This is a genomic window from Peribacillus folii (genome assembly GCF_030271255.1).
GTDB lineage: Bacteria > Bacillota > Bacilli > Bacillales > DSM-1321 > Peribacillus.
On record NZ_JASJOM010000002.1, the window covers coordinates 255,396 to 275,498 of the forward strand.

The window sequence follows — 20,103 nt, forward strand, 5'->3', positions numbered from 1 at the left end:
TCAATAAAAAAAGGGAGGAATATGTAAAGTTCCTTCCCTTTTTACCTTTTAATCACTAATTCAAACTAAATTGGAATTTCCCCCATGGTTCCAAATGATCCAGCAGGAATAATTCCTCTTCCGCAATGCGTCCAACAACGTTCGTTTTCCCGGAGTTCTTCATATCTTTTAAGGCTATCTGCAATTCCCCTTTATATTGTCCGTAAAGCTCATTTTCAATTAATAGGTCTCCGCGTTTGATATCAGGCGTAAAAGTTGGCTTGAACTCTTCATTCCTATATTTGACGCGTGATTGAGTCGAACGGATAAGATAATCGGACACATCGCCACGATAAAAATGGAATTCCTCCAAGACGATTTTTTTCTCTAAAGTCGTGATGCTTTCATGAAGATCTACATTGAAAGTTAACAAACCACGATCAAGCATACTAAGCTGTTTTAATTCCTCTTCGGATGCGTATGCATTTGCAATGATTACATCATCTATCAATCCGGTTGCAAAAAAGTGCTTCGCTTGAGTGGTGATGGCTAATTCCCGGTGCATTTCCAAAGTACATAATCCTTCTGTTATTGGCCATGGCCCGTACGTCGCCGCCTGCGAGCTTATGAAGGCAGCCGTGCGGATATTATGCTTTTTGAAGGATTCACAGCATTTTTCAAAATGAGGGTAACTCAAACCTGCATACCGATGGGGATAGAAATTATGCGACCCGATCAAATTTTCTTTCTTTGGTTTATAATTCATGATATTTTCCAAATAATTCGTTGCATTGCTCATGTTGATTTCGATTTTCAGATGATATGGATTATGTGTCATGATAGACTCTTCATTTCCCGTAAAACCCATATCCAGCCTAATTCCATATGCACCCAACTCCGCAAAGAATGATAGATCATCGTAAGAAATACCAAGAGTCCCGAAAACCCGCGGCGCAATATCGACCATCACTTCCATATTCAATTGATTGGCAAAGGAAATGGTTTCTTTGAATTCCTTCATGATCTTCTCCTTATCACCTTCCACTGATAACAGGCATGTGAAGATCTTCTTGAAACCGTACTTATGTGCCAATGCAATGTATTCCTTGTCCTTTGCAACGGTCGAATGTTCTGGATAGATGGAAATGCCTAGTTTGCCCATTTGTTTCACCTCTGTCTTTTTACTGTTCCGGAGCTAATTTTTTGATGATCCTGATCATATGTTCAATCAGTTTTTGTTCACTCATGGCAGTCATCAAATGATCCTGCGCATGTATCATCAACAAAGTCTTTTCACTGGGAACTCCATTCAATTCGGCTTGAATTAATTTGGTTTGTGTCTTATGAGCCAGGTTCAATTCTTCCTGTCCTTGCTTTATCAGCTCTTCCGCTTTTTCAAAATTGAATTCTTCCGCTTCCGTCAATGCATCAAAGGCCAGACCTCTCGCGTTTCCACTATGTGATATGATTTCAAAGATTTCCATTTCGTTATTGTTCAGTTCAACTGACATATTTCTACACTCCTATTCATGTTAAATTTTGAAAAGCATGTTTTTCATTGAAGAATAGTGGTAAGTATTCCTCATGTGCCTCCAGCAGTTTTTGCAGAACCGCTTCAGCCAGGTCATCACTTGGTATCAGCGGATTAATGGTTAATGCGAGCAACGCTTTGTCATATGAGCCTGTAACAGCGGCTTCTGCACCTATTCTTTCAAATGATTTAATTTGCTGGATCAAGCCGAGTATTTGGACAGGCAGCTTTCCCATTGTCAGGGGGATTGGACCATTTTTGGTGACGATGCAGCTGACCTCGACAGCTGAATCAAAATCAATTTCGGCGAGCGCCCCATTGTTTTGGACATTCAAAACTTGAATGTCCTTTTTATCATTATAAATGGAAGAAATGACATTACACGCGGCATCGCTATAGTAAGCCCCGCCACGTTGCTCCAATTGGGGCGGCTTGATGGCAAGGGTTTCATCCTTGTATAGGTCAAACAGGCCATCTTCCAAGCTTTTGACGATTTCAGCCCGGGTTTGCCCTGATTTGAACGCTTCCAGCTCTTCTTCTAAAATGGTTTTTGTTTTGTAATAATAGCGATGGTATGGGCAAGGCACTACGCCTAAAGATTTCAGGAATTTCCGGTTCCAGGGAAGCGGGGCAATATTCTTCATCGTCAGCTGGATTTCTGGATTAGCGAGCATTTCAAGCACTTTATCCGTAACTTCCCGATCATCAACGAATACATGAATCCCGAATACCATATGATTCAGTCCAGCGAAGTCAATATGTACTCTTTTCATCTCAACCCCAAGCATTTTTGAAATCGACATATGCATATTAAACGGCACATTGCATACGCCGATGACCTTTTCATGGCTGCTGTATCGGAGAAGTGCTTCCGTCACCATTCCGGCCGGATTCGTGAAGTTAATGAGCCAAGCATCCGGACATAGTTCCTGCATTTCTGCGGCAATTTCAAGAAGAACGGGTATCGTTCGCAACCCCTTGAACAAACCGCCAGCTCCATTCGTTTCCTGCCCGATCAATCCCAGTTCCAATGGAATGCGTTCATCTTTGACTCGTGCATCAAGTAAGCCGACTCTCATTTGGGTAGTGACAAAGTCCGCATTTTGCAAGGCTTGACGCCTGTCCAATGTTAAGTGGATCTCCATCGGGACTCCCGCCTTTTCGACCATCCTCCTTGCCAAATTCCCCACGATCTCCAGCTTTTCTTTTCCAGCTTCGATGTCCACTAACCAAAGTTCTCTAATCGGCAGCTCCTCATAACGTTTAATGAAGCCTTCTATTAATTCCGGTGTATAACTGGACCCGCCTCCGATCGTGGCAATTTTCAACCCTTTTGATTCTCCCATTTTTCCCCCTCCTCTTACTAATGATTTTACGTATAGATGATTGCATGACACACGGCCGCGCTTACTGCCAATAAAGACAAGAATAATAATGACGCCTGTTTCTTGTTTTTAAACTTACCTTCAACCAAACATATAACAATCGTCAATCCTGCACTGATCGCAATTGTATTTCCTAAGTAAAGGGATAATTGCCTTCCCATCCCGAAGGCATCCATCAATGCGTTAAAGATAAAATTAAAGACAAGAATGAAACTGAAAAAGATCCATGCACTTTTGTAACTGAAAAAGTGAATTTTCGTTGTCATTTTCATCGTTACCCACCTTCTCCATCCTGATTAAAGGGAGTTTGGAGCATTTCTTTCCAAACTCCCTTTTTTGCTCACTTATAAAGCGATGTTCCTGCTATCTGTCGTTTCCACTGTATTTTCTTGTGCCAAAAGTTTCTTATCGTACATTTTAAAGAATGGCAGATAAACAATGACTGAGATTGATAGATTGATCATGACAAGGATAATCGCTCTCCAATCGCCGCCAGTTGAAAGATAAGCGCCTATCGGGGCCGGCAATGTCCAGGGAACCATTACATATGTTGGATTTACCAGCCCTATGGACGTCGCAATATAAGCAAGTGTCGCACCAATCAATGGAGTTATGATGAATGGGATGATCAAGATTGGGTTCAGTACGATCGGCATCCCAAAAATAACCGGTTCATTGATGTTAAAGATACTTGGAACGATCGTAGCTTTCCCCATCGCCTTGCTGTAGGTGGATTTTGCCGTCAACAGCATGGCAATGACCAAGCCAAGTGTTGCACCAGAGCCGCCAATCCATATAAACCATTGGAAGAAAGTTTCAGGAGCTACATGCGGTATGGTTGATCCCGCTGCAACCGCTGCCGAGTTATTCGCTAAATACACTTCCCAAACAGGACGGGCAACCGCGCCCACAACTGACACGCCATGTATCCCAAACGACCAAAAGAATGTAATCAAGAACACCGGAATCAATACACCCGGCAAAGTGTCACCTGCACTGATCAGCGGTGCAACCGCTTTATCTACCAGGGAATGTAAATCGACAGCAAACACGACGGTAATGAACGTCATCACAAGCAGTACGATCGAAACCGGTATCAATGCTTCAAAGGAACGGGCCACAGATGTTGGAACCGAATCCGGCATTCTAATGGTGATGTTTTTCGTCTTGCACAGACGTAGAACTTCAACTGCAAAAATGGACACAAGCATTCCGACAAAAAGACCATGGCCGCCGAGATTCGTCATCGGCAACACGAACCCGACGTCATCCATCGTTTTCACGCCGATCGTGAACAGGAAGGCAGCCAATGAGAGCAAGCCCCCTGATAGCGGATCAAGTTTATAGCTTTGGGATAAGCTGTAGCCTATACCAAATGTAATGTAAAGCGTCATGATGAACATTGTTAATCGATAGGGAATTAAAATTTCTGCGATGTGTTTTGCCGACCATTCACCTACAGCAGAGTCCGCCGCAACAGGCGGGAAGGCGATAATTAAAAACAAACTCCCAAAGATGATGAATGGCAACGCAGAAACCACTCCATCCCGAATTGCCCGTAAATGCTTTTGCTCAGACAGTTTAGCCATCGGAGTTGAAAGATTATTTTCTAAAAACGCTACAAACTTGTCCATGGTTGTTTTCCCCTTTTACTTATGATAGATAAGAAGTTTTTCGATGGTATTTTATTTCGCCAATTCGGTTACCAGCTTTAAAAGCTTGGGGCCGCCAAGAGGACTGTATGCTTGGGCAGGTATCGCTTCACATGGCACTCCCGCTTCGTCTGCAGATGCCTTGAAGCCGTCAAAACGATGCTTGACCTGTGGTGCCACCATGGCAACATCCCAGCCGTTCCGGACCTCTGCATCGAATTCTTGAGAACCTACTGCCAACACTTCAATGTTCATCCCCTGTTTTTCGCCTTCCTTTTTTAAAGCGCTTACAACAATTGCACTTGACATTCCGCCTGAACATACGAATAATACCTTCATCCTTTATTCCTCCCATTTTTTATTAAAAGCTTAAATCGTTTTCCTTATGAAGCCTTGTGCATTTTTCAAACGATTAGCAGCCTCTTCATATGAAACATTCGTTAAAATCATCACGATGGCAATTTTAGGCTGTAAATATGCCTTTGCCAAATATTCATCTGCCATGTCATAACTGCAATCGGTGGCATCCATGATTATCCGTTTTGCCCGTTCGACCAGCTTTTCGTTAGTCAACTGCAAATCCACCATTAAATTGCCATAGACTTTACCGATGCCCACCATCGAAGCTGTAGAAAGCATGTTGCATACTAGCTTTTGGGATGTTCCCGCTTTCAATCGTGTAGAACCAGTCAAAACTTCAGGACCGTTTACGACTTCGATGGCAACGTTGGCGATTTTCCCAATCTCCGAACCTTTGTTACAGCTTATCGATACCGTGGCTGCGCCAATTTGATTGGCATATTCAAGACCGGCGATAACATACGGCGTACGTCCGCTTGCCGCAATGCCGACAACAACATCGTTGCTTGTTAAACCGATTTCCCTTAAGTCCTCAGGACCTAATTCAAAACTGTCTTCAGCCCCTTCCACCGCTTTGATGAATGCCTTTTCTCCGCCCGCTATAAGGCCTACCACTTCTCCGGGGGCAGTATTGAAGGTAGGGGGACATTCCACGGCATCCAGTAAACCGATCCGTCCACTCGTTCCGGCCCCCATATAGATCAATCTGCCTTTCGCATTCATTGCAGCAACGATCATATCCACGGCTTTTGAAATTTGCGGAAGTTCCTTCTTGACGCATTGTGCAACTTTCATGTCTTCCTCGTTCATCACTTCTAAAAATTCAATCGTGTTCATTTCATCCAAACTCATGGTCTTTTCGTTACGACGTTCTGTCGTTAAATGCTCTAGCATGCCTATCATCCTTTTTATTTCTGTAGTGATGCTGTTGAATCTCTTAGAATATATCATTACTGAAAATAAATTTCAATATAGTATATACATTTTTAAAAATAAATTTTAATATATATGTATTACAGTTTCTTGTATTGTTTTTTTATCAGGCATTTCCTCTCAACGTTTAAATGATCTATGTATATTCATTATTTGTTAACGCTTACAAATAATCATATAAAAATAGAATTGAAAAGAGGTTGAACGATTGATGAATGGAAAAATGACAAAGGGAAAATTAGGCTCACTGGCACTGACTGCATTGGTGGGGGGATCACTTCTCCTTCCCACTAACTTGATGGCAGGTGCAAAAGCTCACTCATCATCTCCACAAACCGCCTATGTTAAGCAGGAGCTGCGGGCCACATGGATTGCAAGCGTGTTAAACATCGACTGGCCATCCAAGCCTGGATTGACAGTTAAGGCACAGAAAGAGGAATTCATCAAGTATTTGGATGAACAAAAAGCGATGGGCATGAATGCTGTCGTCATGCAGATCAAACCGACCGCCGATGCTTTTTATCCTTCTCGCTATGGGCTTTGGTCGCAATATTTGACTGGTGTGCAGGGAAAGGATCCAGGATACAATCCGCTTTCATTCATGATTGAGGAAGCCCATAAACGAAATATGGAATTTCATGCCTGGTTCAATCCGTACCGGATCACCATGCCTTTAGCGAAAACGGCAGAACTCTCGGACCTTGAAAAACTGCCAGACTCCCACCCAGCCAGAAAGCATCCAAATTGGGTCATTCCTTATGGGCAGCAATTATACTTTAATCCGGGCATCCCTGAAGTGCAGCAGTTCGTGATTGACGGTATTATGGAAGTTGTTAAGAAGTATGATATTGACGCGGTTCACATGGATGATTATTTCTACCCTTATAAAATCGCTGGCATCCCCTTCCCGGATGAAGAAACCTATCAAACATATGGCTCAAATGAATTTTCTAGTATAGAAGATTGGCGCAGGGATAATGTCAACAACCTGGTTAAGCATATCAATGAACAAATCAAAGCGGAAAAACCATATGTGAAGTTTGGCATCAGCCCATTTGGCGTCTGGCGAAACAAAGCGGTTGACCCAACAGGCTCTGACACCGCTGCAGGACAAACCAATTACGATGATTTGTATGCAGATACGAGAACATGGATCAATAACGGTTACATCGACTACATTGCTCCTCAATTATACTGGAACATAGGATTGCCCGTGGCCGACTATGCGAAGCTTCTTGATTGGTGGACGAATGAAGTCAAAGGCAAAAATGTCCAGCTTTATATTGGACAAGCAGATTATAAGATCAATACGGAATCCAACGGCGTGCAAAACTGGTTTGATCCGGAAGAATTGCCGAACCAGTTAAAATTGAATCGGTCTTTCGAGGAGTTCGACGGGAGTATGCATTTCAGTGCAAAAGATTTACGGAACAACCCCCTTGGGATAGCAGACCGTTTACGGGAAGACATTTACCGCCGTCCAGCCTTGATTCCAGCGATGCCTTGGATCGATAATGAAGCGCCAAAAGCACCTAAGATTAGCAAAGCAAAACAGCTGGATTCCAAAATCCATTTCGAGATTCGCGACGGCAAGCATTCAGATGCATCCTATTATGCCATTTATCGTTTTGATGGGAGGCATGAAGGCAATATCGAGGATTCAGCGAACTTGCTGGCAACAGTCCATAAAGAAAAGAAGGATCAACCATTTAACGATCGTACGGTCGAAAAAGGAAAAACTTACACATATGTCGTGACTGCCTTGGATCGCACTCACAATGAAAGCAAACAAGCGAATCACATTAGCATTAAAGTAAGATAACATACCTTTTATAAAACCAGCAAAAGAAGGTGGCATGACCATGTACATAGTAGGATTAATGTCCGGAACCTCATTGGATGGCATCGATGCGGCACTTGTCCGTGTAAATCACAGCGGCTTGAACACGGAAATTGAAATGATCGAATTCATCACTTACCCTTTTCCAAAAACTGTGGAAGTAGAAATCGTTCAGTCTTTAACCGTTGAAACCTCCAATGTGCAATTGATTTGCAGTTTGAATTTCAAGCTAGGAACATTATTTTCAGAAGCAGCGAAGGAAGTTTGCAACAAAGCCGGGCTCCCACTGGAACATCTGGACCTGATAGGGTGTCACGGGCAAACGATTTATCATCAGCCCTTGCTGGAAGGGAACATGGTTCCGTCAACCCTCCAAATTGGGGAGCCAGCTGTGATTGCTTACGAAACGAACACACCGGTCATATCCAATTTCCGCACCATGGACATGGCCGCTGGCGGTCAAGGGGCCCCGCTCGTACCATATACCGAATATGTTCTTTACAGAAGTGAAACGAAGGGAAGATTGCTTCAGAATATCGGTGGAATAGGAAATGTGACGGTCCTGCCTAAGCAAGCCACACTCGATGATATGTATGCCTTCGATACCGGTCCGGGAAATATGATCATTGATGAAGTATGCCGCCAGCTGTTTCAACAGAAATATGACGAAGGCGGAAAAATTGCAAAGCAAGGGAATATAGACGAAGAGCTTTTAACCTATTGCCTCAGCCATCCCTATATAATGAGCCACCCACCAAAGTCAACAGGCAGGGAACTGTTCGGTAAGCAATATGTCGAAAGCCTATTAAAAAGATTCGAAACGCTTCCGGCCCCAGACATTTTGGCGACGGTAACAATGTTTACTGCCAAGTCGATCGTCGAGAACTATCGAGCTTTCATCTTGCCAAAAACCAACATAGATGAAGTGATCATTGGCGGCGGCGGCAGCTACAATATCACTTTAATCGAAATGATTCAGTCATTGCTTGGTGACTCCATTACAGTCCTCACGCAGGAAGAACTGGGATACTCATCTGAAGCAAAAGAGGCGGTAGCATTTGCCTTGCTTGCAAATGAAACGTTTCATGGCAAACCGAGTAATGTCCCAAGAGCTACAGGAGCAAAAAAAGCTGTCATCCTGGGGAACATCACCTTCCCTCCTTTAAAAGGAAGTTGATGAAGAAGAAAACATAATATAAGAAGTTTAAATACTAAAAATCCCCCTCGGAACTCAGTGCAAGTCCGTTATTGTAGCGTTTGAAATAGGCTTGGAGATAACCTCGTACACCATATCAGTTTCTGTTGTCTGCAGCTTGATCATTACGTGATGCTTGAAAACAATAGGAGCCAACCTCCAATTGGCTCCTACATAACATACTTGGAATGGTATCTCTTGCATTCCCGGATTTCTCCTCTTCCCCCCTCCTCGATCCTTTAGATCACGGTGAAAAAGCGTCGGGAAATGAAAAGTCCGATTCATGCTTAGGTATAGAAAAAGACTGCCCCATTCTGTTTCCGCTTCAACGATCGATCACTACTCGCCCTACACCTTCAAACTTTTGCCAAATCCACTTCGAATTCAGTGCCCCATGAACTCAAGCCTTCCCAAACTCTCGGCTTAAGTGGTAAATGTTTATGCCAAGGACGCGGCTCAAACATACCCAGTTCAGGGATGAATACATCAAGATCCGTGTAAAGCTCGATGATATTCCCATCTGGATCATGATGGTATGAAGCAATGTTATGGCCAGCCGTATGGCGCGAAGGTCCCCAAAGTATTGGGCGGCCATGTTTGGCCAATACATCTGAACTGTTGCATTGATGACTTGCATCTTTCAGCTGGAAAGCAATATGATGTATTCTGGTCTCGTTGGATGCAACAATATTCAATACATGATGATCCGCATTACATGTTAAGAAGTTGCAAAAGTCTTCACCAATTTGATCTGTAAACCAGAAGCCTAATGACTCTTGGTAAAATTGAACCACTTCCTTGTGATTGTCCGCATAAAATGCGATATGTCCAAGTTTCAGGGGAACAATCCCCGACGAACCATAGCCAACAGCTGAATGTTCCATATCCGAAAATAATTCAATGATGTTTCCCGCAGGATCATTTAATTCGATGAGCGAGGCAATTCCAGGCTTTCCTTTTCTCAGTTTTGATGCGATGCCCTGTTCTTGTAATTGATCCTGTACTTCCTCCAAGCTCAGCTTGCCATCCAATTGGTATCCATAGCTGCGAATGGCCGTTTTTTCAGCTGGTGTGATGATAATATTATGATGATCCAGCCCATTACTTAAATATGTAATGCCTGCTGTCTTTTCCGTGACCCGATACCCCATCACATTTGTATAATAATTGATCATATCTTCGGGATTATTCGTCAAGAAATCTGCATATGCTAACCGAAAAACTCTTATTTTGGTCATCATTCATTCCTCCATTATCATTTGCTATATGAAAAAACTTATAAATCGGATTTCTAAAATTCAGCTAATTCATTAATAATAGATTGATAGTTATGCTATACTTAATTCATGGATATGATTGGTCCTGCCTCCCACAGGCAATACCCTTTCAATAAACCTTGACTAGATACATGGGGGTGATGACACACCCTATACTCTTATTGAGTGATGTATCTAGTATTGTCTGTCTTCCTATTCAGCTTTATTTGTCTAGAAAGATCATCGATCAAAATAGGCAGCCGATCGAATGACGAAACAGCGCCAAATATATAAAAGTCCGGGCGGACAATGACCGCTTTGAATCCGGTTTCATCAAAAAACTGTGTGTACTTCCCCTTTACATCCACTACAGCACCCCTGCTTATTTCTTGATTCGGAATAATGGTTATGAATCTAGTTCCCAGTTGCTCCAAAAACTCTAGCTGCCCACTCCCTAAAAACCTGCTTGCATCGTCAAGGAAACTTAAAATCTTCCATCCCTGTCCAACTGCATCGTCCAACAGGCTTGTCACGCCTTTGTAGGTCACTTCACTTTGCAACGACAACCGACCTGCATGCGATTCACTGGCTGCTTCATCGTTTTTATAAAGAATTCCGTCCGTCATGTTCGGGAATTCCGGAAATTCCGGTGCCTTTCCGGTTATAAAGGCTACGTCCCTATCCTTCGCAGCTTCTGGATCGGTTACACAAATCATTTTGCCTAAGTATAAAGCGGCTTCAATAACCGCCTGTGTATGAGGTTTTCTTTCTGCCGTATACGTATCCAAGATAGCTTCATCAGCTATCCCGCGTAAAACAAGATCTAGCTTCCAAGCCAAGTTTTTCGAATCACGAAGCCCTGAGCATAGTCCTTGCCCCATGAACGGTGGAGTCAAGTGAGCAGCATCGCCTGCTAACATCAGCCTTCCTTTTCGCCAGTCGTCCACCCAAATTGCCCGAAATGTATACACGGCATGCCGCTCCAAAATCGCATTATCAGCTGAAATATTCCACGGTTCCAGTAAACGCCAAGCGACTTCTTCATGATTAAGTTCTTCCTTTGTTTCATCAGGAAGAACCATGAATTCCCAACGTCTCCTTCCTGGTCCTCCAGAAACCACGGTTGTTGGTCGTGCGGGGTCACATAATTGCAGATTGCTAGGTTTCCACTCCCGTTCTGCTTTTGGGATGATATCCACCACGAGCCAGTCGGATTGAAATCCCAGATCGGTGACCGTATGTTCCATCTGTTTACGAACGAAACTATTGGATCCATCACACCCTACAACATACCGAGCTGTTACATTTGTTTGTACACCCTGAAAATCTTTGACGACCAATTCCACCCTATCCTGATATTCAGAAAGTCCAACTGCCTCATATCCAAGATTGATGCTTACTGTAGATAGACTTTTGCACGCTATATCCATTTTGCGTTCCAGTTCAGGTTGATTGAAAAACATATCCCGCGGCCATCCAGAGATGCCAAACTCCGACCAATCCAATTTCAAAAGGGTTTGATGATCCGCATTACACCACTCGTACATATCTTGAACCCTTTCGGAAATCTTGTCGATATCAATTGTGGGGATTACCGTTTGAAGGATCCTCGCTACTTCATGATCATAATGTACGGCCCTAGGTAATGAAAAGGGCTTTGGAAATCGTTCATAAACACCCACTTTCCAGCCTTTTTGGCCAAGCAAGGCTGCCAACAATTTCCCTGCTGGACCATAACCGACGATCGCTACATCGAAAATCTCTTTTTTCATAAAACATCCCCTTCCATCATTCATACCAATATCGCAAACCCTAATTGTAAGCGCATACAAATTAAGCATGCTAAATAACTTAAGCGAAGAACAAAGCTGGGATTCACCTCAAAACAAGGTCATGTACAATCCCAACCTTTTACATCCGCTTAAGAATTCAGGAGACTAGCAACTTGACTTGGAACGACTGTATTAATCTGTTCGCCTAGGTCTATGCTCCCATCCTCGCTTTTAATAGTACAGCGGATTACATCGCCATCCCGAAGGTATTTTGCGCTAGTTCTTTGATTCTCAACGAGCAAATCCAGTTTCTTTTGCCCAGGGACCGCCAGACTGGATACTTTACCCATGATTTCCGATGAAAGATTTAGAGCGACCCCTCCAGTTGTACCAGTAATGATCAAGTCTCCTTTTGATAAGTCCATGATTTCACTTAGCTCTGTTAATGTTTCTGCTGGCTTAAATAATAATTGATTCGTGTTAGCAGACTGACGTAATTCGTCATTCACCCAAAGATTCACCTCTAAATCATGGATCAACGGTATTTCTTCTTCGTCAAGCAGGTAAAGGTAAGGACCTGTTGGGCCGAATGTCCGATAGCTTTTCCCTTTTAACCATTGACCTTCAGGAAGCTGAATATCCCTTGCTGAGACATCATCCACAATGACTAAACCTGCCACATACCTATGAAGGTTCTTATCGGTAACATGGGCTGGCCCTGTTATATCAGTACCGATCACAAGACCAAGCTCTATTTCATAATCCAGCAATTTCACGTGTGCAGGACGAACGATATCTGTGTATGCCCCACAAAGGGAGCTGTCCGCTTTACTGAATATCATATTAAAAGACGGACGTTCGGTTTCAAGCCCTGCCTCGGCACGATGTGTGGAATAGTTCGCCCCTTGGCATACGATCCTTGCCGGTTTCGTAACCGGACTCAAGATATTCACTTCGTTTAATGCAACAAAATCGGCCGTTTCTTGCTTCATTATCTCCCGAGCTTTCTCCGCCCCTTTCTCGAGAAATTCGGCCAGGGTGTCATATGCTTCATTAAGGACGAGGATTTTGTCTCCAGCAACAACTCCCCATCTTTTTTTATTTTCTTTTTCGAATCTAACAACTTGTATACCCAACTCCATTACTCCTCTCTTTTTTTGAAAAATGATGATTAGATTTATTATGGAGAACTTCATGGTGCATATATCTCTTCCAGCAGCCGCCTGACGCGTAAGATCAGGTCTGTCATTTTTTGGCGTGCCAGATCTTCATCACGTGCAAGCACGGCCTCATATATTGCCCGATGTCGATCCAACACTTCCTTTGTTGGAGAATCGAAGGTCGGATCTGCAAATTCCTTCACCGCATGAAACGTTTTTTCACGGCTTATTATGAGCGCTTTATGCAAAGACTGGATAGTGCCAATCATTAAGTCGTTATAAGATGCATGTAAAATGCTTTGATGGAAATCATAATCAGCCTTTGCCCAGGCTCTCTCGTCCCCGACAGATTGCTCAAGCCTATTGAAGCAGGCCTTGATCCTGACGTGATCTTCGTCCGTTGCCCTATTAGCTGCCAAAGCAGCTGCCATTGGTTCAAGCCCCAGCCGAACATCGGTCAAATGCAAGATGAAATCACTATTGTTTTCATCTTCCATGATCCAGGTCAATACATCAATATCCCACCATTGCCACATTGCCCTTGGCAATACACTCGTTCCTGACCTTTGATTGGACCTTATAAGTTTACGTGTAGCCAACCCCTTAAGGGCTTCACGGACCACAGTTCGACTGACTCCATGCATTTCACTCAATATTTCAGCCTTTGGCAATATTTCACCAGGAAGGTATTCTCCGTTCACGATTTTCCGTCCAAGCTCATGGACCAATTCTTCACTTCTATTTTGCATTGCCCGCATTGCCTCCCTTTCTTATACCTTTACCAACAGTATACATGGTAACGGAGCTTAAATGAGAATGGGAGTCATATCTCACGAAAAACCAGTAATCGTTTTCATTTTCTTTATGACCAAAGAATCATCTTACCATTACCAGCCTCCTTTGAATTTATAGGGAGAAAAAATAAATACTATTTATCTGTTTATTCTAATAAATAGTATTTATTTAATCTTAAAGGGCTTCTATATAATTGTCAATCCATTTTATTTTGTTCTGAATGACCGTACCCTTTGAGTACGGCAAAAGGAACATTAATATGAAAAAATGACCCGTTCGCAAATTCTGTGAACGGGTCATGGCTCATGACTACATCAATTTCTCATTACTGTTTTCCATATTCATCGTTGATGGATTGTTCTTGGACAATTTGAACTTATGGAATAATAGGCAGGCTACCAAAAATCCGATTCCATAAAGTAGGCCAACCCGTTGAGTGGGATCGAAAGCAAGGAATACTAAAACCATTGTGCAAAAGCCTAAACAAAACAACGGTACAAACGGATAAAAAGGCACTTTGTATTGTAACTCCTCCGTATCTCCACCCGCTTTTATAAATTTCCTGCGGAACATAAATTGCGATAAGGCAATCCCCATCCAGGAGATCGTAACGGAAATGCCCGCAATCGACATGAGCAAAACGAACACCGTATCAGCAGCCATGAAGCTGGTCAATAACGATAACAGTGAAAAGATTATGGTGAATAAAAGGGCATTCAAGGGTACCTTCCTTCTGGATAAAGATCCAAACACCTTTGGTGCCATTCCATCATGGGCCATCGCCCAAAGCAAGCGTGTTGAGGCATATAGACACGAATTCCCGACAGAAAGGATCGCTGTCAAAATGATGAAGTTCATGATGCCTGCTGCATAAGGTACTCCTGCTATCTTCATCAAGGTAACAAATGGACTTTCCAATAACCCCAATTCCGAAGATGGGAATATCGCTGAAAGAATGATGATGGATGCAAGGTAAAAGACGATGATTCTAAAAAGGACATTCCGGATCGCCTTAGGAATGTTTTCTTCCGGTTTTTCGCTTTCTCCTGCGGCAATTCCGATCAGTTCCGAGCCTTGATAGGAGAATATGACATTCATCATCGTGACAAAGATGATCGTTATCCCGCCTGCTGGAAAAAGGCCGGACGGAGCAAGATTTTCAAAAAAAGGGGTCGGACGGTCCGATAAAGAGATAAAACCAAAAATGCCAGCGATCCCTATTAAGATGAACAAGATTACGGCAATGATTTTTATTCCGGAGAACCAATATTCAGCCTCTGCAAACCCTCTGGTCGTCAACGCATTCAATGAGAATAATAGCAGAATGAACACTGCACACCAAATCCAAGTGGGAATGTATGGAAACCAGTACTTCATCAAGATTCCTGCTGCCGTAAACTCAACTCCCGCCGTGGCAGCCGAGCCGACGAAATACATCCACCCAAGAGAAAACCCAGCGGATGGCCCAATATATTCAGCCGCGTATTTTTGGAAGGAACCAGTAACGGGCATATGAACCGCCAGCTCGCCAAGGCAGACCATGACCATATATAAGATTAGGCCGCCCGCTAAATAACCAATCAACGCCCCTCCGGCACCGGCTTGATTGATCGTATAGCCTGCGTTCAGAAAAAGGCCTGTACCAATCACGCCTCCAAGCGAAAGCATGAATAGATGGCGTCGCTTCATCGATCGCTGCAGTTGCTCATTGTTCTCCAATCCATTCCCCATATTTCCCACGTCCTTATCTTATCTATTAACTATCTTATTCCAGCTATCTTCCAACCTAGAAACATAGGCACCTGGGGATCAGCTTACCACCCATCGCTTTCTTTTGTTGCTGGCTGCTGCCCGCATAATTTATCGGCTATCCCGACAAAATATCTCACACCATATTCCAATGCCCCTTCGTCGATTTTAAATTTAGGATGGTGTAAAGGGTAAGCTTTTCCCAGCTCATCACTATGAACCCCCAAGAACTGCATGGAAGCTGGAACGATTTCGGAAAACGCCGAAAAATCTTCCGTTCCAAACATGGGCTCATCGACTACAATGATCTGTTTTTCCTCGAAAATCTCTCCCATGACCGTTCTCGAAATATCAGCGGCCGCCTTATCATTCACTACGGCTGGATAACCTAAATGCCATGTTAATTCGTATCTTGCCCCATGAGCCTCGGTAACACCTTTGACGATTTGCTCCAGGTACTCCCTGGCCTTCACTCGACTATCGGCGTGTAAGGAGCGAATCGTACCGCCGATTTCAGCATATTCCGGAATGACATTGAGCGCACTTCCAGCATGAAACTGAGTGATTGAAATGACGGGCGCCCTAAGTGCGGAAATCTTTCTGGAGACGATGTTTTGAATATTGGTTGTCATTTCTGCACCAATCATTAGCGGATCAATCGTCAATTCAGGGGTCGAAGCATGTCCGCCTTGACCAATGATTTTGATTTCAAAGTCATCTGCAGCTGCACAGAAAACCCCATCCCTTAAACATATCGTCCCTGTTCGTTCATAAGGAGTAACATGAAGGGCAAATGCAAAATCAACTCCCTCCATGACCCCTTTTTTCACCAACTCTTGAGCTCCCCCCGGCAAGACCTCTTCGGCATGCTGGAAAACGAACCTGATTTCCCCATGGATGGCTGCCTTTTTTTCAGAAAGGATTTTGGCCGCACCCAATAACATCGCTGCATGCGCGTCATGGCCGCATGCATGCATGACGCCAGGATTTCTTGATTTACATTCCAATTCTGTTTCCTCTTCAATCGGAAGTGCATCAATATCCGCACGGAAAGCGATGATATTCCTTTTTTGCGCCGCAGCCTTCCCTCCTTTGAGAACCGCCATGACGCTTGTGCCAGTCGGCCTTGTCACCTCTAATCCTGAAAGGGAGCTCAATATCGTGTAGATATATTCCGAAGTCTCGTGTTCCTCGTACGAGAGCTCAGGATTTTCGTGAAAATGGCGCCTCCAAGAAATCACCTCATCTACAATCGTATCCTGCACATGCTTCAACATAAAATACCTCCTTAAATTTCTTTTTGGAAAATTCTGATTTTTATACCTCTAAAAAGGACCATATTGAATGCTTTGGGCAATGATTAAAAAAATTATCGCCACAGCAATCTGGATGATAAGGAAAGGAAGCACCCATTTGACCCATTTCGTAAATGAAATCCCCGCTACGGCAAGACCGGCCAAAAGCACTCCAGACGTCGGGAATATCATATTGGATATCCCGTCCCCCAATTGAAAAGCCAATACGGCGGTTTGTCTTGTCACTCCCATTATATCCGCCAACGGCGCCATGATCGGCATCGTCAATGCTGCTTGGCCGCTGCCGGACGGCACGATGAAGTTAAGGAACATTTGCACAATGAACATTCCAAGTGCATTAATGGCGGGCGGAAGATGCTCGACCATTCCTGCCGCATAATATAAAATCGTATCCAGCAAGCCGCCGCTTGTAATGATGACCAAGATCGTTTGCGCAACACCAATAATCAATGCTCCTGAAACCATATCGCCCGCTCCTGATATGAAACCATTGGCCATTTTGGATGCTGATAAGCCCCCGATCATTCCCATGATGATCGCGCTCAATAAAAACAAGCCGCCAATTTCACTTATATACCAGCCTAATTTAATGACACCATAGATTAATAGGATGAAATTCAGCAATAAGATGAGCAACGCCAAGGAATGTCGTTTACTCATCTTGAAGTTTTCATCAACCATCGTATGATCTTCACGCCTGAACTTCCCGTATTCACCTAGTTCAGGATTTCGTTTCACTTTCATGGCATGAAAATATATATACATAACGGTAACGATATAAAACACTGCAAGGATTGCGATTCTCAAGCCCATTCCCGAGTACATCGGCAGTTCCGCAATGCTTTGGGCGACCCCTACATTGAATGGGTTGGTTATTCCGGAAATGAATCCCGTTGCCAAGGTTCCCAGGATGACGATCGCAAACCCTGTAAGTGCGTCAAAGCCCAAAGCAATCGTCATCGGAACGATGATTGCAATATAAACGAGTGCATCTTCAGCCGAACCTATCAAAGTCCCTAAAGATGCGAATATCAAAACCATCAACGGAATAAGCAGTTTTTCTTTAGTCCCGAATCGGACCGCCACGAATTTGATGAATGAATCGAGGGCCCCTGTTGCCTGCATGATTCCAAGTGCCCCACCGAATAAAAAGACAAACAAGATGATCGATGACCCTTCGATCATTCCAGCGTGAATGCTGCTGAACATTTGCAGGAGTCCGACCGGTGTTGAATCGATAAATTCAAAGGATGTTGGATCGACGACACTTCGCCCATCTTGTTCAATCCTTTCATATTGACCTGCAGGCAATATATAGGTTAATATCGTCACAATTACAATGACGATGAACATTAACACAAAAGGATTGATTCCTTTTTCCGGCAACTCGGTTAGTTGGTTCGGCACTTTAGTTTTAGGATGAAGCGGCTCGGACGTGGTTTGCTCGTTTGGTAGGTTATCCATATTTGACCCTCCCTTATTTTCTCCTTTTTACTACAAGCTGGACCTTTTCAATATCATGGTCATCCTTGCCGTCTTCGGGGAATCAATGCGCATCCTTGACTTTGACCATGCTCTTTATTAGCTTTTCCAACATGAAGGGCGTATGAATGAAAGCATTATTGATATGAAGCCGCTCAGTTCGCTGATGTGCATCCTTGCCGAACGGACCTACATTGAGTACCGGCGCCTGCAGCTGCAGCATGTCGGAAAAAGGAATGCTGTAACTGTCCCCCCAGACTGGCGTGTTTTTCTCAAATGCTGTCCAGCCATCCGATTCATCTTTATATTGGACATAGCTCAAATCGCAAAGACCATTGAAATAATGAATCTGACTGACTTCTTCATTAAACGATTGCGCCGTTTCCTTTAAAAGTTTTACGGATTGGATGATGAGCGGATCATGGGAAGTATTGACGGCAGGATAATAGGGAGGGGCAAACAGCAATACAATGGCAGGGGCAAGCTCCTGGCATTGTATCATCAGTTTTTCTGCGATCCGCAGCGATTTTTCCCGTTCATCCCAAGCCTCATTTGCCTGGACCTCTCCTTTCATTTCCTCAACAAAATCCCCCCCGAATTTTCCAATGGCATAGGATAGCAGCTTTTCGTAGCGAAGCACCTTGACTTCACCCACCCCTTCAATTCGTTCACGAATGCATAAAGCCTTATAGGACTCATTGCACCTGATCGCAGCTTCCTGTGCAACCTTCTCGAAAATATCCATGATTTCCGCAGCGCTTCTCTTCATGATGAAAACATTATAAAGCGCTGCTGCGCGGTAAGGCGTTTGTGTTGAATATTGCAATTTTAGATCTTTTTGCTGAAGCGATACTGGCAAAGGTGTTTGTTCGGAGAAATCGCTTTCCAAAAAAGAAGCATTCCACTCCATGAGCTGTGTAAGGAACGAGGCCATATAGTTAGCCGTCATCCCCTTCAACGGCTCGCCCACATGTGTTTCCTTCCCATAAAACAGCGCTGCCGGCATGATTTTCCCCATCGTTCCCGAATAAATATAATGACACTCGTCTCCAGGTTTCTGTGAAAAAGATGGTTCACTGTTAAGGAACATTTTATAGGTAAGACGATATTTATTGCGTAAAGCGACAAGCTCCTTGACTGCTGCCCTCATACCAGCAGAATTCACTTCTTCGTCTGGAACGGTTAGCAGCAAAAGATTGACCGGCCACCCCTCCACGCTTGCTTTTTCGATGATGGCCATATGAAGGGCCAGCCCCATTTTCATGTCCATCGTCCCGCGCCCAAACAGGTAGTTACCCGACTCTAGATCGATGCGCGCTTCTTCCGGCAGATCACCTTTTCGCTCATGAAGTTTTGCCGTAAGCTGTTCGGGCTGAAAGGCCAGCATCTCCAGATCACCATATTCCTCAGTCTGTACCGTATCAAAATGACTTATCAATACGATCGTCTCATCCGCCTCAGGATGTTTATAAAAGGCTTGGACGAAATGCCTTCCCAAATCCACTTCATGAAGTGATAAATTGGCAGGGTTCTTCTTAAAAAAAGCAAGCTCGCCTAATTTTTCCTGGACTTTATAAGGAAACATGCTTTCGCCTTCTGAAAGTGTCCTGCTTTCCCAGCTCACAAGTTCACATAATAATGCACGCAGTTTTTCCGGAGTTCCCCATTTTAATTGGCTCATTGAAATCCCTCTTTCCG

17 protein-coding genes are annotated in these 20,103 nt (G+C 43.8%); 2 read left to right on the forward strand and 15 right to left on the reverse strand.

What is annotated here, in order from left to right; translation table 11 throughout:
• Positions 1–55: 55 nt before the first annotated feature.
• The 7 genes from QNI08_RS03870 to murQ form a co-directional block, all read right to left on the reverse strand.
• Complete coding sequence (locus QNI08_RS03870; RefSeq protein ID WP_285766116.1) at positions 56–1,141, reverse strand: DUF871 domain-containing protein; 1,086 nt, start codon at positions 1,139–1,141, stop codon at positions 56–58.
• A 19-nt stretch (positions 1,142–1,160) separates the two neighbouring features.
• A complete protein-coding gene (locus QNI08_RS03875; RefSeq protein ID WP_285766117.1) occupies positions 1,161–1,490 on the reverse strand; it encodes a PTS lactose/cellobiose transporter subunit IIA in 330 nt (109 codons plus the stop codon).
• Between the two features lie 16 nt (positions 1,491–1,506).
• A complete protein-coding gene (locus tag QNI08_RS03880; RefSeq protein WP_285766118.1) occupies positions 1,507–2,856 on the reverse strand; it encodes a 6-phospho-beta-glucosidase in 1,350 nt (449 codons plus the stop codon).
• A gap of 26 nt (positions 2,857–2,882) precedes the next feature.
• Positions 2,883–3,167: a hypothetical protein gene (locus QNI08_RS03885; RefSeq protein WP_285766119.1), complete on the reverse strand. Its 285-nt coding sequence runs from the start codon at positions 3,165–3,167 to the stop codon at positions 2,883–2,885.
• Positions 3,168–3,239: 72 nt separating this feature from the next.
• Positions 3,240–4,529, reverse strand: a complete 1,290-nt coding sequence (locus tag QNI08_RS03890; protein ID WP_285766120.1) for a PTS sugar transporter subunit IIC — start codon at positions 4,527–4,529, stop codon at positions 3,240–3,242.
• Between the two features lie 51 nt (positions 4,530–4,580).
• Positions 4,581–4,886 carry a PTS sugar transporter subunit IIB gene (locus QNI08_RS03895; protein WP_285766121.1) on the reverse strand — a complete coding sequence of 102 codons (306 nt, stop codon included), beginning with the start codon at positions 4,884–4,886 and terminating at the stop codon, positions 4,581–4,583.
• A gap of 30 nt (positions 4,887–4,916) precedes the next feature.
• Entirely contained in the window at positions 4,917–5,810 is an 894-nt protein-coding gene (murQ, locus tag QNI08_RS03900) for an N-acetylmuramic acid 6-phosphate etherase (protein WP_285766122.1), read from the reverse strand.
• Between the two features lie 328 nt (positions 5,811–6,138).
• Between murQ and QNI08_RS03905 the strand changes: the two genes are divergently transcribed.
• Entirely contained in the window at positions 6,139–7,662 is a 1,524-nt protein-coding gene (locus tag QNI08_RS03905; RefSeq protein ID WP_285766329.1) for a glycoside hydrolase family 10-like protein, read from the forward strand.
• A 40-nt stretch (positions 7,663–7,702) separates the two neighbouring features.
• Complete coding sequence (gene anmK, locus QNI08_RS03910) at positions 7,703–8,857, forward strand: anhydro-N-acetylmuramic acid kinase AnmK (RefSeq protein ID WP_285766123.1); 1,155 nt, start codon at positions 7,703–7,705, stop codon at positions 8,855–8,857.
• 374 nt (positions 8,858–9,231) lie between these two features.
• Here the strand turns inward: anmK and QNI08_RS03915 are convergent, their stop codons facing one another.
• The 8 genes from QNI08_RS03915 to QNI08_RS03950 all read right to left on the reverse strand — a co-directional run bounded on the left by QNI08_RS03915 (position 9,232) and on the right by QNI08_RS03950 (position 20,086).
• The gene (locus QNI08_RS03915; protein WP_285766124.1) at positions 9,232–10,116 is read right to left on the reverse strand and encodes a VOC family protein; all 885 of its coding nucleotides are present in this window, start codon (positions 10,114–10,116) and stop codon (positions 9,232–9,234) included.
• Between the two features lie 194 nt (positions 10,117–10,310).
• Entirely contained in the window at positions 10,311–11,903 is a 1,593-nt protein-coding gene (gene mhpA, locus QNI08_RS03920) for a bifunctional 3-(3-hydroxy-phenyl)propionate/3-hydroxycinnamic acid hydroxylase MhpA (RefSeq protein ID WP_285766125.1), read from the reverse strand.
• Between the two features lie 149 nt (positions 11,904–12,052).
• Positions 12,053–13,039, reverse strand: a complete 987-nt coding sequence (locus tag QNI08_RS03925) for a fumarylacetoacetate hydrolase family protein (protein WP_285766126.1) — start codon at positions 13,037–13,039, stop codon at positions 12,053–12,055.
• A gap of 56 nt (positions 13,040–13,095) precedes the next feature.
• Positions 13,096–13,812 (reverse strand): FadR/GntR family transcriptional regulator, encoded by a 717-nt coding sequence (locus QNI08_RS03930; protein ID WP_285766127.1) that lies wholly within the window; start codon positions 13,810–13,812, stop codon positions 13,096–13,098.
• 355 nt (positions 13,813–14,167) lie between these two features.
• Entirely contained in the window at positions 14,168–15,589 is a 1,422-nt protein-coding gene (locus tag QNI08_RS03935; protein ID WP_285766128.1) for an amino acid permease, read from the reverse strand.
• An 83-nt stretch (positions 15,590–15,672) separates the two neighbouring features.
• Entirely contained in the window at positions 15,673–16,884 is a 1,212-nt protein-coding gene (locus QNI08_RS03940; protein WP_285766129.1) for an amidohydrolase, read from the reverse strand.
• Positions 16,885–16,932: 48 nt separating this feature from the next.
• Entirely contained in the window at positions 16,933–18,387 is a 1,455-nt protein-coding gene (locus QNI08_RS03945) for a YfcC family protein (RefSeq protein ID WP_285766130.1), read from the reverse strand.
• A gap of 82 nt (positions 18,388–18,469) precedes the next feature.
• Complete coding sequence (locus QNI08_RS03950; protein WP_285766131.1) at positions 18,470–20,086, reverse strand: M20/M25/M40 family metallo-hydrolase; 1,617 nt, start codon at positions 20,084–20,086, stop codon at positions 18,470–18,472.
• Positions 20,087–20,103: the final 17 nt, after the last annotated feature.